Raw genomic sequence first — 14,232 nt, forward strand, 5'->3', positions numbered from 1 at the left:
TACTTGCAGGTGTTCCAGGAGTTAAACGTGGTAAAGTAACAATTATCGGTGGTGGACAAGCTGGTACAAATGCTGCTAAAATTGCAGTTGGACTAGGTGCGGATGTAACAATCATCGACTTAAGTGCAGAACGTCTTCGTCAATTAGATGACATTTTCGGAAACCAAGTAAAAACTTTAATGTCTAATCCTTACAATATTGCAGAAGCTGTAAAAGAATCTGATCTTGTAATCGGTGCAGTATTAATCCCAGGTGCAAAAGCGCCAAAACTTGTAACAGAAGAAATGATTAAATCAATGGAACAAGGTTCTGTTGTTGTAGATATCGCGATTGACCAAGGTGGTATTTTCGAAACAACTGACCGTATTACAACTCATGATAACCCAACTTATGAAAAACACGGCGTTGTGCATTATGCAGTTGCAAACATGCCAGGTGCGGTTCCACGTACATCAACTCTTGCATTAACAAACGTAACAGTACCATATGCAGTACAAATTGCTAACAAAGGCTACAAAGAAGCTTGCCTAGGCAACACTGCATTATTAAAAGGTATTAATACATTAGAAGGCTATGTAACATTCGAAGCAGTTGCAGAAGCTCACGGTGTAGAGTACAAAGGTGCAAAAGAATTATTAGAAGCAGAAACAGTATCTTGCTAATAGAAGCATTATACAAAACAAAATCGAACAATATATAAAACAACATGATAAGAGCTAAGAGATAATACCTCTTAGCTCTTCTTGGTAAAAGGGGGCATTCATCGTGGCCAACCTATTTAAAAAGAAATCCGTTACGCAATTGTTAGGGGAAAGTAAAAGTAAAACTTTGACGAAAACGCTAGGGGCATTTGACCTAACAATGCTAGGGATTGGTGCGATAATTGGTACAGGAGTTCTAGTATTAACGGGATTAGTAGCAGCAAGAGATGCTGGTCCAGCAGTTATTTTTTCATTCATGATTGCAGCAATTGTTTGTGGATTTGCAGCTTTATGTTATGCAGAGGTTGCATCTGCACTTCCTGTTTCAGGTAGTGTGTACACATATTCATATGCAACAATTGGTGAGTTTGTTGCCCATTTAATGGGATGGACATTGCTATCCGTATATGTCGTAACAACTGCCGCAGTAGCTGGCGGATGGACAGGTTATTTCAATAATTTAGTGAGCGGATTGGGAATTGAAATTCCTAAAGCATTGTTAACGATTCCAGCGCAAGGTGGTATGGTGAACTTACCCGCAGTTATCGTTACGTTGGTGATAACTTGGTTATTATCACGTGGTACAAAAGAAAGTAAGCGTGTGAATAACATAATGGTATTAATTAAAATTGGTATTGTTGTTTTATTCATTGCAGTTGGTGTATTCTACGTGAAACCAGAAAACTGGATACCATTTGCACCGTACGGCTTAAGTGGAGTCTTCGCCGGAGGAGCAGCAGTATTCTTCGCTTTCTTAGGATTTGATGCATTAGCAACTTCTGCTGAAGAAGTGAAAAATCCACAACGTGATTTGCCGATTGGTATTATTGCTTCATTAGTCATTTGTACAATCATTTATGTTGTAGTTTGTCTCGTTATGACAGGTATGGTTTCTTATAAGGAATTAGATGTACCTGAAGCGATGGCCTATGTATTAGAAGTTGTAGGACAAGATAAAGTGGCTGGTGTAATCGCTATTGGAGCTGTAATTGGTATTATGGCTGTAATTTTCGCATACATCTACGCTACGACACGTGTATTCTTCGCTATGAGCCGTGACGGTTTATTGCCAAAATCTTTTGCGAAAATTAACAAGAAGACAGAAGCACCAACATTTTCAGTTTGGTTAACAGGAATTGGTAGTGCTTTAATTGCCGGATTTATCGATTTAAAAGAATTGTCGAATTTAGCGAATATTGGAGCGTTATTAACATTTGCGATGGTTGGTGTAACTGTCATCATTCTTCGTAAAACGCATCCGAAATTACAACGTGGATTTATGGTACCACTTGTACCGATCTTACCGATTATTTCAGTTGCAAGCTGTCTATTCTTAATGGTAAATCTACCGTTAAAAACATGGATATACTTCGGTGTTTGGTTAGCAATCGGAGTGGTTGTATACTTTGTTTATTCGAAAAAACATAGTCATTTAAAAGACGATGGAAGTTCGCAAGATAGTTTAGAAAAAGCTAATTAAAGGGATATAAAGTTAGTAAGCCTTGTGCGTCTAGGGAGCGCGCAAGGCTTTTTCTTTTGGGGAAATAAAGGAGACCAATGTTATGTTGTCGAATTTTTATGTCGGAATATAAGAAGGGGTGGAAAGATGGAGGCGAAAGTTGTCGTTGGAGCAGAGGGATATAATAATAACCCAGGTTGGTTACATACGAATGAAGAAGAATTAAATTTATTAAAAAGAGAAACGTGGCTTAATAAATTTCAGCCTAATTCTTTATCAGTAATTTTGGCTGAACACGTATGGGAGCATTTATCGTATGAAGAAGGTATAGAAGCAGCTAAAATATGCTATGAATTTTTACAAGATGATGGTTACATTCGTTGTGCGGTACCAGATGCATTTTTTCCAAATGAAGAATATCAGCAAGGTGTGCAAGTAGGAGGGCCAGGTCCATTAGATCATCCGGCTGCAAGTCATAAAATTGTACATAACTATAAAACGATTGTATCTATGTTTGAAGTAGCGGGTTTTCAAGTAAAGTTGCTAGAGTATTGCGATGAAAATGGAGAATTTCAGTATAATGATTGGAATGAGCAAGGAGGTTTTATTTATCGATCGAAACGTTTTGATTATAGAAATCAGGATGGTAAATTAGGATTCGCTTCGTTAATTGTGGATGCAGTAAAAGTTAATAAATAAGAAAAGGATGTGCGATAGCTTTCGTGCATCCTTTTTGTATGAAGAGCATGATAGATGCGGAGAATATTTAGGTGTTTATTTTGAAATGTGAACGAAATTGTCAAAAAAATCTTACGGATTTTATTGACACATATGAACAGACGCTCATATAATAAGAGTATAAGATATATGAATGGTTGTTCATATGTTCAATTAAAGAGGTGAGCTATAATGGCTGGAAATAAAATAGAAACGCAACAGGAAGCATGTTCTCAAACGGTAATCCACGAGGAAATCGTGGATCAAGTAAAACAAACAATTCCGACTGATGAAAGTTTAAGTAAAGTAGCAGAATTATTTAAAGTATTAGGTGACCGTACACGTACGAGAATATTACATGCATTATTTGAAGCTGAAATGTGTGTTTGTGATTTAGCTTATTTATTAGGAATGACGCAATCTTCAATCTCACATCAGCTTCGTGTATTAAAGCAAGCAAAGCTTGTAAAGAACCGTAAAGAAGGAAAGGTAGTTTATTATTCATTAGCTGATCAACACGTAATTCATATCTTCGAGCAAGCGTTTGAACACGTAAACGAGGAAGAATAAAAACGCGAGGAGGGAGAACGATGGCAGAAGCATTAGTGAAAAAGAAACTTATGCTAGAAGGTTTAGATTGTGCAAATTGTGCAATGAAAATTGAAAAAGGTGTGGGGAATATAGAAGGAGTAACGTCTTGTTCCGTAAACTTCGCAACAAAAACGATGCTTTTAGAAACACCGCAAAATAAAGAAAATCAAGTTGTTACGGAAGCGAAGCAACTTGTTACAAAATTAGAGCCGCATATTAAAGTGCAAGAAGAACAAAAAACAAAATCAATAAAAGAAGTATTTGTATTAGAAGGCTTAGATTGTGCAAATTGTGCAATGAAGATTGAAAATAAGGTAAAGGAAATGCCAACAGTTTCAGAAGCGACTGTTGATTTCGTATCAAAGAAACTACGAGTAGAAGTTACGAATAAAAGAGAAATTGAATCGACTGTGCAAAATATAAAAAATGTTGTTCAAAAGTTAGAGCCAGATGTAAAAGTTGTTCGGGAAGAGGAAAAAGGACACGACCACGGTCATGATCATGGTGATGGAAATGTGAAAAAGATGATAGGACGATTAGTAGTCGGTGGAATTTTGACAGGAATTGCTGCATTAGCTGGATTACCGCAAATGATAACAATTCCATTATTCGTCCTTGCGTATTTATTAATAGGTGGAGATATCGTTTGGAGAGCGGTAAGAAACATAACTCGCGGCCAAGTATTCGATGAAAACTTTTTAATGGCGATTGCAACTTTAGGAGCTTTCGCGATTCAACAATATCCAGAAGCTGTAGCAGTTATGCTATTTTATCAAGTAGGGGAATTGTTCCAAAGTATTGCAGTAAATCGTTCTCGAAAATCAATTACGTCATTAATGGATATTCGTCCTGACTATGCGAATGTGAAAGTTGGAAACGAAACGAAACAAGTATCACCAGAAGATGTGCAAATTGGTGAGTATATTATCGTAAAACCAGGTGAAAAAGTACCGTTAGACGGGAAAGTAATTGAGGGAACATCAATGATGGATACTTCAGCGCTAACAGGTGAGTCTGTACCGCGAGAAGTAGAAGTTGGTAATGACGTATTAAGTGGTTTTGTAAACCAAAATGGTGTATTAATTGTTGAAGTTACAAAAGAGTTCGGTGAATCGACTGTATCGAAAATTTTAGACTTAGTACAAAATGCAAGTAGCAAAAAAGCACCAACAGAAAACTTTATTACGAAGTTTGCACGTTATTACACTCCTGTTGTAGTTATAACAGCAGCAATAATGGCATTTATTCCACCACTTATTTTAGAGGGTGCTACATTCTCCGATTGGATTTATAGAGCGTTAGTGTTCTTAGTAATCTCTTGTCCATGTGCGCTCGTTGTATCGATTCCTCTTGGATTCTTTGGCGGTATTGGTGGGGCATCTAAAAGTGGTATTTTAGTAAAAGGAAGTAACTATTTAGAAGCATTGAATGATGTGAAATATATCGTTTTTGATAAAACCGGAACATTAACAAAAGGTGTCTTTAAAGTTACGAAGATGGAGCCTAGTGAAGGTATTACAGCTGAAGAGCTATTAGAATATGCAGCATTTGCAGAAGTATATTCAAATCATCCGATTGCACAATCTATTCGAAATGCATATGGAAAATCAATCGATGAAAATGCTATTGAAGACTATAGTGAAATTTCTGGTCATGGTACGGTTGTAAAAGCACAAGGAAAAGAAATTTTCGCAGGTAATGCTAAATTAATGAGCAAAGAAAACATTACATTTAAGCAACCAAATACAGTAGGTACACTCGTTCATGTTGCTGTAGATGGTAAATATGCGGGTTACATCGTTATCTCTGATGAGGTAAAAGAGGATTCAAAACAAGCAATTCAAAAGTTAAAAGAACTAGGTATTAAGAAGACAGTCATGTTAACTGGTGATGTAAAATCAGTTGGTGCAGCTGTTGGTAAAGAATTAGGTTTAGATGAAGTTCATGCCGAATTATTACCACACCAAAAAGTAGAAGAAATCGAAAAAATTGATGCAGCAAAACGCGGTAAAGAAAAGATTGCATTTGTTGGTGATGGTATTAATGATACACCAGTATTAGCACGAGCAGACGTTGGTATTGCGATGGGCGGTTTAGGGTCAGATGCAGCAATTGAAGCTGCTGACATCGTTATTATGACTGATGAGCCTTCAAAAATTGTGACAGCAGTAAAAATTGCAAAACGTACACGTAGCATCGTATGGCAAAATATTATATTTGCATTAGGGGTAAAAGGGTTAGTGTTATTACTCGGCGCCTTTGGTATTGCAACAATGTGGGAAGCAGTCTTCTCAGATGTTGGTGTGACGCTACTTGCAGTTTTAAATGCAATGCGTGTACTGAGAGTGAAAGATTTATAAAAATAAGAGAGGGCGCGATTACGCCCTCTCTTATTTTTATTATTTTACTGTGTTATTGAGGATGACTGTTGGTAACGTAATATTGAAAAAAACAGAGAAGGAGAAACTTCTCTGTTTATTTTTGTATATTTTTCGCAACCTTGTCTCGAACAGTTTGAATATAATTCATTTTATGATCCCAACATTCTTGGCTTAAATCGACAGGGTACTCTTCAGGGTTTAAAGTTCGCATATACTCTTCCCAAAATAGTGAGAGGCTGCGTTCGTTATATTTTTGGATATCTAATATATTGGGTAATTCATACGTTCTTTTACCGTTAACGAAAATATCTTGATGCAGTTCGCGTGCTTCAAAGTTTGTTACGAATTTACTTATATATGTGTGAACAGGATGGAACATTTTTAAACGTTCTTCTTTTCCAGGTTCTTCTGACTCTAATGCAATATAATCGCCTTCTGCATGATCGTTAACACGGTTAATAATACGATAAATTCGTTTAAGTCCTGGAGTGGTAATTTTTTCAGGGTTAGATGAAATTTTAATTGTATCATTTAATTTTCCGTCAGTATCTTCAATAGCGACTAGTTTGTAAACAGCCCCTAATGCTGGTTGCTCAAAGGCTGTAATCAGCTTTGTGCCAACACCCCATACATCAATCTTTGCCCCTTGAGATTTCAAATGCATAATCGTATATTCATCTAAGTCGCTAGAAGCGATAATTTTTGTGTTTGTAAATCCAGCTTCATCAAGTTGTTTTCTTGCTTCCTTTGATAAATATGCCATATCACCACTATCCAAGCGAATGCCATAAAAATTGATACGATCCCCGAATTCTTTTGCGACACGAATCGCATTTGGAACACCAGATTTCAAAGTGTCGTATGTATCGACGAGAAATACGCATTTTTTATGTGTTTCAGCATATTTTTTAAACGCAACATATTCATCACGATATGCTTGAACGAAAGAGTGGGCATGTGTGCCGGCTACAGGGATGCCAAAGCGTTTCCCTGCCCGAACGTTACTTGTAGAAGAGAAACCGCCAATGAAAGCAGCTCGTGTTCCCCAAAGGGCAGCATCAAACTCATGAGCACGTCTTGTACCAAACTCTAAAAGTTCATCATTATTTGCAGCGTGCTTCATACGTGCAGCTTTTGTAGCAATTAATGTTTGGTAATTTACAATATTTAAGAGGGCGGTTTCAATTATTTGTGCCTCGCCAAGTGGTGCATCGACACGTAATAAAGGCTCATTATTAAAAACAACTTCGCCTTCTTGCATACTACGAATTATTCCAGTGAACTTCATATTTTGTAAATAATGAAGGAAGTCTTCTTCAAATTGCAGCTCGGCTAAATAAGCGAGATCACTTTCGGTAAAGCTGAAATTTTCTATGTACTCTACAATTTTTTCAAGCCCAGCAAAAACAGCATAGCCGTTTTCAAACGGAAGCTTTCGAAAGTATAGATCAAAAACAGAACGGCGAGTATGAATACCATCTTTCCAATATGTATAAGCCATGTTGATTTGATATAAATCTGTATGTAAGGCGTAACTATCGTCTTTATAATGATTCATTGCGAAAACACCTCCGTAATTTGGTTATAGTATACCAATTTTTCCCCTTTCGTAGCAAAGAAGTAATAGGGGATTGAAGTCAAGGGAGAAAAAAATGAAATAATGCATATTTTTTAGAAAATTTACATTTATCAATTTATATTTCTTTAGATTTTATGTATTATTAGAGTAATGGGGGTAATGAGAATGGAGGAGGACAATGCAACAAACATTAGAAAAAATAGGCAAACAAGTCTTTTATAAACGGCTACAGCAAAAAATGACACAAGAAGAATTATGTCAGGGCATTTGTTCTGTCTCATACTTAAGTAAGATCGAAAATGGAAAGATTGAAGCATCAGAAGAAATTCTACAATTGCTCTGCACAAGACTAGAAATTGCTGTGACGGATTTGAGAGATGTAGAAGAAGATGTGAAGGTGAAGTTGGACGAGTGGTTGAATGCACTAGTTCATTTGGACAAGCAACAGGTGGAACGCATATATGAAGAGTTACAAGGTGAAATGAAACATGTTGTAGATTTTGAAATTATAAATTATTATAAACTGCTTTATACACGTTATTTAATTATGAAAAGGGATTTACCTGCTATTGAAGAAGAATTGGACAGATTGAAGAAAGTGTACAAGAAATACTCACCTTTTCAGAAGATGTTGTATACGTACAGTAAGGCATTATTATATTCTGTACAGTATAAATACACTCAGGCATTGGAATATTTGTTAAAGACAGAAGCGATGGCGAAAGAGTTAGGCTATTATGAAACAGGAATATATTATAATTTAGCATTGACATATAGTCAGATGGAAATAGACCATATGACACTATACTTTGCTAATGTGGCCTTAGAAGGTTTTAAAAGTGAATATAAATTTAGGAATATAATTAATTGTAAGTTTTTAATTGCGTTTAGTTATACTAGAAAAAAACAATATAATGAAGCTATGGAAATTTATAATCATATCATAAGGGAAGCAACTTCTTTTGCTGATAAAGATAATATTCTGTCTATTGCTTTAAATAATATTGGTTATCTATACTATTGCCAAAAAAATTATACCAAAGCAAAAGAATATTATATAGAATGCTTAAAATATAAAAAAGAAGAAGATATGAATTATATTGATGCTATGTATGAACTTTCGTTACAGTGTATTCAATTAGGAGAGCTTGAGGAAGCGGCTGAATGGATTGAAAAAGGTATCCTTGCTGCAAGGAAAGATGATCGATACAAAGGGATGCTATATTTATTATTAAGTTTAAGATATAAGCATTTTGAAGAAAGAGACGTCTATAAAAAATTTCTAGAAACAGAAGTAGTTCCTTTCTTTAAAACAGAGGAAAATATAAAAGATTTAAAGAAAGTATACTTAGAACTAGCTGAATACTTAGAAGAGTGCTCAGATTTTAAAGAAAGTAATCGCTATTATAAGTTAGCGATAAACTTATTAGAAGAATAAAGAGGAGGGATAGTATGAAAAAGTTACTTGCAGGAACGTTTGTAGTTATGGCGATTGCAGCAGTAGTACTGGATATTCAGTATGCTTGGAAGCCAGATACTCTGGGTCAAGAGGCTAAAACAGTTCAACAAATTAATTCGTAACCAAAAAACCCCTTTCCAAACGGAAAGGGGTTTCTCATTATTTGTTCCCTAAAATTCTACAAAACTTGAGAAAAAAGTTATTTGAATTTTTAGTATATTAATAGTGGAAACATAATGCTAATATGAAATTACTCTTTTTCAAAAATTTTTTATTAGGGGGAAGGTTATATGAAAAGGAAGAGTTTAGCATTAGTGTTAGCGACAGGAATGGCAGTTACAACGTTTGGAGGGACAGGCTCTGCGTTTGCGGATTCTAAAAATGTGCTCTCTACGAAGAAGTACAATGAGACAGTACAGTCACCTGAGTTTATTTCTGGTGATCTAACTGGAGCGACTGGCAAGAAAGCGGAATCAGTTGTGTTTGATTACTTAAACGCGGCAAAAGGTGATTATAAGTTAGGAGAAAAGAGTGCGCAAGATTCTTTCAAAGTGAAACAAGTGAAAAAAGACTCTGTCACTGATTCAACAGTAGTACGTATGCAACAAGTTTACGAGGGAGTACCTGTGTGGGGGTCTACTCAAGTAGCCCACGTAAGTAAAGATGGTTCTTTAAAAGTACTGTCTGGAACAGTTGCGCCTGATTTAGATAAGAAGGAAAAGTTGAAAAACAAAAATAAGATTGAAGGCGCAAAAGCAATTGAAATCGCGCAACAAGATTTAGGGGTAACACCTAAATATGAGGTGGATCCAAAAGCGGACTTATATGTATATCAAAACGGTGAAGAAACAACATATGCATATGTTGTGAATTTAAACTTCTTAGAGCCAAATCCAGGAAACTATTACTATTTCATTGAAGCGGAAAGCGGTAAAGTGTTAAATAAATATAATAAACTTGATCATGTAACGAATGATGATAAGTCACCAGTTAAACAAGATGCTCCGAAACAGGATGCGAAAGCGGTTGTAAAGCCTGTAACAGGAACGAATAAAGTGGGAACTGGTAAAGGTGTATTAGGAGATACGAAATCGCTTAATACAACGTTATCTGGATCATCTTACTACTTGCAAGATAATACGCGCGGAGCAACAATTTTCACATATGATGCGAAAAACCGCTCAACATTACCAGGAACATTATGGGCAGATGCAGATAATGTTTTCAATGCAGCGTATGATGCAGCGGCAGTAGATGCTCATTACTATGCAGGTAAAACATATGATTACTATAAAGCTACATTTAACAGAAACTCTATTAATGATGCGGGAGCGCCATTAAAATCAACAGTTCATTACGGAAGTAAGTATAATAATGCATTCTGGAACGGCTCACAAATGGTCTACGGAGATGGTGATGGTGTAACATTTACTTCGTTATCTGGTGGCATTGATGTAATTGGCCATGAATTAACACATGCTGTTACGGAAAACAGTTCAGATTTAATTTATCAAAATGAATCAGGAGCGTTAAATGAAGCAGTTTCTGATATTTTTGGCACGTTAGTAGAGTATTATGATAACCGTAACCCAGATTGGGAGATTGGTGAAGATATTTATACACCTGGTAAAGCGGGAGATGCACTTCGTTCTATGAGTGATCCTGCAAAGTATGGTGACCCAGACCATTATTCTAAGCGTTACACTGGTTCAAGTGATAACGGTGGAGTTCATACAAACAGTGGAATTATTAACAAACAAGCTTATTTATTAGCAAATGGCGGTACGCATTCTGGTGTAACTGTAAATGGTATCGGCAAAGATAAATTAGGTGCAATTTACTACCGTGCAAATACACAGTATTTCACGCAATCTACTACATTTAGCCAAGCGCGTGCTGGCTTAGTGCAAGCAGCAGCTGATTTATATGGTGCTAGCTCTGCAGAAGTAGCGGCAGTTAAGCAATCATTTAGTGCTGTTGGTGTAAACTAAGATATTTCTATTCATATGAGATAGGTATTAATAGAATATACTTCAAAAAATAAAGAAGGAGCATAGGCTCCTTCTTTATTTTTTTCTCCATTTTTTCCACAAATAAAACAATCCAACGCAACCCGCGATTGTTACAATCCACTTCGCTTCATTTGTTCCGTTAATGACATGATATGCAGAATATACTTCAATCAATAAGGCTGGTACTTTCCCTATTGTACTGGCAATACTGAAAGAGAGTAATGACATTTTGCCGAGAGCTGCAAATAAAGTAACGATACTGGACGGAATGAAAGGAATAAAACGAAAAGATAGGACGAGTAGAAATGCCTCTCTGCCTTCTACGTAAAGAAGACGTTCTACCTTTGGATACTTATTTACTTTATCGTGAGTGAACTTTTGAAGGCCTATGCGATAAATATAAAACGAGATAATAGCCCCTAATGCCTCACTTGAGATCGAAATGATTGTGCCATTTGTTACACCGAAGAGCTGTATATTAATGGCGGTCAAAAAAATACTAGGGATAAAACCTAAAAGACTGATGATGATGTTGATTAAGATACTAAGTGGAATTGCGATTGAATAATAGTCTGTTAAGAAGTTTTGAATTGTTTCAGCCATTTTATAAAATCCTTTATCTTTTTTTGCATTACACCATATTTCCATTGTATAGGCAAGTGCAAATTTACATAATGTAGAAAACAGTTGATGGAAAGGGGTTTATATACCTTATATAGGTATTGGGTATATAAAAATAGGGGTATATTTATTCTGTTTAAAAAACACTCCATAAACCCTATATTTAAAAGGGTTTATGGAGTGTTTTGATTGGTGTTTTTATCTGGGAAATAATCAGAAAAACATGGGGGTATATTTTAAGGAGGGCGAAAAACAGTGATTTGATGAAAGGGGTTTGGAAAATATAGTGAAATGAATGAGGGATTTTAAAACTGTATACATTTTTTCTTTGTGAAATTGACTTTTAGTGGAGTTACGATAATAATCATGGAAGAGGTGATACGATGAAACGACTAAGTAGTCTTTTCTTGAGTAGTTTATTGGCACTAATGCTGATTTTAAGTGGATGTGCAGGAAAAGAACAAAAAACAGAAAAACCAAAAGAGGATCATTCTACATCAGTAGAAAAAATTAGTGATAATATTTTAGATGAAATGGAAGGGCCACCTAAAAATGGTCATACGATTGAAAGGCATGTTGGAAAGACAGAAGAAGAGCTGAAAAAACGTTTGAGTACAGATAAAGTTTCAGCGGCAAGTACATACTATGATAAGGAAACAGCGACAAAGGCTGTGAAAGATAGTTTAAAACAACATGATAAAGAAATTCAGGATTGGTTAAAAAACTCTAAAGAGGCTCGCCTTGTATTGAATACAACTCATTCATTCCCAGTTGGAAAAACAGTAATAAAGAAAAATATGAATGTAAAAGACAAACTAGTAAAGACTGTTACTGTTTTAGCGAGAGATAAATCAGGAGATCTAGGATTTAAGATTATTACTTCTTATCCATCAGATAAATAAAGGGGGGAGTATATATGTATCCAACATTACAATACTTTTTAAAATCATACTGTACGTTAAGTATTCATGAGGATGAAATAGTAAGCGTGATGGAAGAGTTTATAGAGCAAGAAGATGAAGAAATTGTTTTGAAATTACGCGATGAATTAGTAAATATGAAGAAAAAGAACGCGTGGGAAGAAGCGTGCGTATTAGCTGCGAAGCAAGGGAATCGTATGTGGTCTTTAGAAGAAACGAAAGACCATCTCGAAACTTTTTTACTATTATTGCAAAAGAAAAAGGCGTGAGTAGATCACGCCTTTTTGCATACGCTTTTTGAAATTTGTCCGTTTGATATTATCTCATTGTTTTGGGGCACTTTTATATACGCTTTTTGAAATTTGTCCATTTGATATTACTTCACCGTTTTGTGTTACTTTTTTATACGTAACCGCTGTTATTTTATCACCAGTATTACTAATTACTTGAGAAGAAACTTCAACATTTTTACCAGTATTTGTACCGAAAATGCGAGTAGTAATACTACCTCCATTTGAAAATGCTTGAATGTAAATATGCTTACCTGTATTGTTTTTAAATTTTAAATCCGGACCATAATCTGCCACTGCTGCATCTTGCCCAAGTGGTAAATAATTTACGGGCATAGAATGATTGCTTCGAGAAACAATTCCTAAATCTGCCCTTAAAGCTGCGCTATATAAAGTACTACTTACTTGGCAAACACCTCCGCCTGCACTTTGTATAACTTTACCTTGTGAATATACTGCTGCGGATTTATAGCCATTTGCAGCATCAGTTACGCCAACACGACCATTAAAACTAAACGTTTCATCAGGTGCTACAATAACTCCACTTAAAGTATTAGCTGATTTATTTACGTTATAGGACTGATTTCCATTACGGCCAGCCATTGGGGTAGAGTATTCAGCAATCACTTCTTTAATCCCCATTTGTTGTATATCTTCTGTAGAACGTTCAGGTTTTATTGGTGTAACTGGTAATACCACATCGGATGTGCCAGAAGTAATAGCCTGATTCGTTAAAGCGGTTAATTGTCCTTTATCAATTTTTTCCCCATTTTGACTTTGGCTAATATTCACTGTAGAGCCTTCAACACTTAATTCGGCGTTGACAGGATTTTTTAATGTTTCATTATATTTATCCTTTATAAAGGTTTCATAAGTTGTTGTATTTAATTTTGGTGTTAATTTATAGTCACGTTTTACTTCACCGTTTTCAGCTTGCTTACGCATGTTGTAACGATTCATTACGTTCCCTTCTTGCTCTTTAAAGATATTGTCGACAATATCCTTCTCTTTATAATCTACTCCTAAATCTTTCCATGTGTAATTTTGTTTATCATTTTGGAATACGTAGTTAAGAGATTTTTGATTTAATTCATTCACCTTTTGATTAACAAGGGCTTGAATATCTGCTTTATTTTTTCCATCAAGAGAAATACCTTCAAATGTAGTGTTTGGTAGTGCAGTTGTATTTAGTTGATTATTTAATTTGGATACATATTGATATCCACCAATACCACCAACACAAAGTAATATGCCACCAGCAATAGCGGAACCAATCAGTATTTTGCTTAGCTTCATTTATTTCCCCCCAGAAAAATTTGTATAAATATATGTATTACATTTTTTGTATAAAAATGATGAAAATAACATTATGTACGTACTAGTATACTATTATTTTCACTACGCGTGTAATGTTTTTATAAAAAATGTTACACCGTTGTAATAATTGTCTCTTTTTGTCACAATATGCATGAGAAATATGTTGAAAATTATAATAAAAAGGC

At 35.4% G+C, this 14,232-nt stretch carries 13 protein-coding genes; 10 read left to right on the top strand and 3 right to left on the bottom strand.

Annotated features, from left to right (window positions below):
- The 5 genes from V7038_RS06200 to V7038_RS06220 all read left to right on the top strand — a co-directional run.
- On the top strand, window positions 1-662 hold a 662-nt coding region (locus V7038_RS06200; RefSeq protein WP_335469528.1), incomplete at its 5' end, for an alanine dehydrogenase.
- Between the two features lie 103 nt (window positions 663-765).
- On the top strand, window positions 766-2,181 hold the full coding sequence (locus V7038_RS06205) for an amino acid permease (protein ID WP_002113970.1): 1,416 nt from the start codon (window positions 766-768) through the stop codon (window positions 2,179-2,181).
- Window positions 2,182-2,307: 126 nt separating this feature from the next.
- On the top strand, window positions 2,308-2,859 hold the full coding sequence (locus V7038_RS06210) for a class I SAM-dependent methyltransferase (protein ID WP_199661433.1): 552 nt from the start codon (window positions 2,308-2,310) through the stop codon (window positions 2,857-2,859).
- Between the two features lie 210 nt (window positions 2,860-3,069).
- The gene (locus tag V7038_RS06215; RefSeq protein ID WP_002113975.1) at window positions 3,070-3,447 is read left to right on the top strand and encodes an ArsR/SmtB family transcription factor; all 378 of its coding nucleotides are present in this window, start codon (window positions 3,070-3,072) and stop codon (window positions 3,445-3,447) included.
- A 20-nt stretch (window positions 3,448-3,467) separates the two neighbouring features.
- Window positions 3,468-5,828 carry a heavy metal translocating P-type ATPase gene (locus V7038_RS06220; RefSeq protein ID WP_335469531.1) on the top strand — a complete coding sequence of 787 codons (2,361 nt, stop codon included), beginning with the start codon at window positions 3,468-3,470 and terminating at the stop codon, window positions 5,826-5,828.
- Between the two features lie 115 nt (window positions 5,829-5,943).
- On the opposite strand, the gene V7038_RS06225 is transcribed toward V7038_RS06220, so the two are convergent.
- Complete coding sequence (locus V7038_RS06225; protein ID WP_335469533.1) at window positions 5,944-7,407, bottom strand: nicotinate phosphoribosyltransferase; 1,464 nt, start codon at window positions 7,405-7,407, stop codon at window positions 5,944-5,946.
- Window positions 7,408-7,606: 199 nt separating this feature from the next.
- Here V7038_RS06225 and V7038_RS06230 point away from each other — a divergent pair, with 199 nt between their 5' ends.
- The 3 genes from V7038_RS06230 (at window position 7,607) to V7038_RS06240 (ending at window position 10,878) form a co-directional block, all read left to right on the top strand.
- Window positions 7,607-8,866 carry a tetratricopeptide repeat protein gene (locus tag V7038_RS06230; RefSeq protein WP_199661435.1) on the top strand — a complete coding sequence of 420 codons (1,260 nt, stop codon included), beginning with the start codon at window positions 7,607-7,609 and terminating at the stop codon, window positions 8,864-8,866.
- 14 nt (window positions 8,867-8,880) lie between these two features.
- Entirely contained in the window at window positions 8,881-9,009 is a 129-nt protein-coding gene (locus V7038_RS06235) for an NprX family peptide pheromone (RefSeq protein ID WP_199661436.1), read from the top strand.
- A 168-nt stretch (window positions 9,010-9,177) separates the two neighbouring features.
- Window positions 9,178-10,878 (top strand): M4 family metallopeptidase, encoded by a 1,701-nt coding sequence (locus V7038_RS06240; RefSeq protein ID WP_070127898.1) that lies wholly within the window; start codon window positions 9,178-9,180, stop codon window positions 10,876-10,878.
- A gap of 75 nt (window positions 10,879-10,953) precedes the next feature.
- On the opposite strand, the gene V7038_RS06245 is transcribed toward V7038_RS06240, so the two are convergent.
- Window positions 10,954-11,502 carry a TVP38/TMEM64 family protein gene (locus V7038_RS06245; protein ID WP_335469536.1) on the bottom strand — a complete coding sequence of 183 codons (549 nt, stop codon included), beginning with the start codon at window positions 11,500-11,502 and terminating at the stop codon, window positions 10,954-10,956.
- Between the two features lie 401 nt (window positions 11,503-11,903).
- Between V7038_RS06245 and V7038_RS06250 the strand changes: the two genes are divergently transcribed.
- Together V7038_RS06250 and V7038_RS06255 are read left to right on the top strand one after the other, a co-directional pair.
- A complete protein-coding gene (locus tag V7038_RS06250) occupies window positions 11,904-12,422 on the top strand; it encodes an RNase A-like domain-containing lipoprotein (protein WP_002113988.1) in 519 nt (172 codons plus the stop codon).
- A gap of 14 nt (window positions 12,423-12,436) precedes the next feature.
- The gene (locus tag V7038_RS06255; RefSeq protein WP_002113995.1) at window positions 12,437-12,709 is read left to right on the top strand and encodes a hypothetical protein; all 273 of its coding nucleotides are present in this window, start codon (window positions 12,437-12,439) and stop codon (window positions 12,707-12,709) included.
- A 54-nt stretch (window positions 12,710-12,763) separates the two neighbouring features.
- Here the strand turns inward: V7038_RS06255 and V7038_RS06260 are convergent, their stop codons facing one another.
- A complete protein-coding gene (locus V7038_RS06260; protein ID WP_335469541.1) occupies window positions 12,764-14,026 on the bottom strand; it encodes a VanW family protein in 1,263 nt (420 codons plus the stop codon).
- Between the last annotated feature and the right edge of the window lie 206 nt (window positions 14,027-14,232).

Source organism: Bacillus sp. JJ783 (assembly GCF_036963225.1).
In the GTDB taxonomy this organism is placed as follows: Bacteria; Bacillota; Bacilli; order Bacillales; family Bacillaceae_G; genus Bacillus_A; species Bacillus_A cereus_U.

Excerpts from the sequence above, each read along its gene's own strand:
- V7038_RS06245 (WP_335469536.1), bottom strand. The coding sequence starts at position 11,502 with ATGGCTGAAACAATTCAAAACTTCTTAACAGACTATTATTCAATCGCA.
- V7038_RS06260 (WP_335469541.1), bottom strand. The coding sequence starts at position 14,026 with ATGAAGCTAAGCAAAATACTGATTGGTTCCGCTATTGCTGGTGGCATA.
- V7038_RS06240 (WP_070127898.1), top strand. The coding sequence starts at position 9,178 with ATGAAAAGGAAGAGTTTAGCATTAGTGTTAGCGACAGGAATGGCAGTT.
- V7038_RS06255 (WP_002113995.1), top strand. The coding sequence starts at position 12,437 with ATGTATCCAACATTACAATACTTTTTAAAATCATACTGTACGTTAAGT.
- V7038_RS06210 (WP_199661433.1), top strand. The coding sequence starts at position 2,308 with ATGGAGGCGAAAGTTGTCGTTGGAGCAGAGGGATATAATAATAACCCA.
- V7038_RS06250 (WP_002113988.1), top strand. The coding sequence starts at position 11,904 with ATGAAACGACTAAGTAGTCTTTTCTTGAGTAGTTTATTGGCACTAATG.
- V7038_RS06220 (WP_335469531.1), top strand. The coding sequence starts at position 3,468 with ATGGCAGAAGCATTAGTGAAAAAGAAACTTATGCTAGAAGGTTTAGAT.
- V7038_RS06225 (WP_335469533.1), bottom strand. The coding sequence starts at position 7,407 with ATGAATCATTATAAAGACGATAGTTACGCCTTACATACAGATTTATAT.
- V7038_RS06230 (WP_199661435.1), top strand. The coding sequence starts at position 7,607 with ATGCAACAAACATTAGAAAAAATAGGCAAACAAGTCTTTTATAAACGG.
- V7038_RS06235 (WP_199661436.1), top strand. The coding sequence starts at position 8,881 with ATGAAAAAGTTACTTGCAGGAACGTTTGTAGTTATGGCGATTGCAGCA.
- V7038_RS06215 (WP_002113975.1), top strand. The coding sequence starts at position 3,070 with ATGGCTGGAAATAAAATAGAAACGCAACAGGAAGCATGTTCTCAAACG.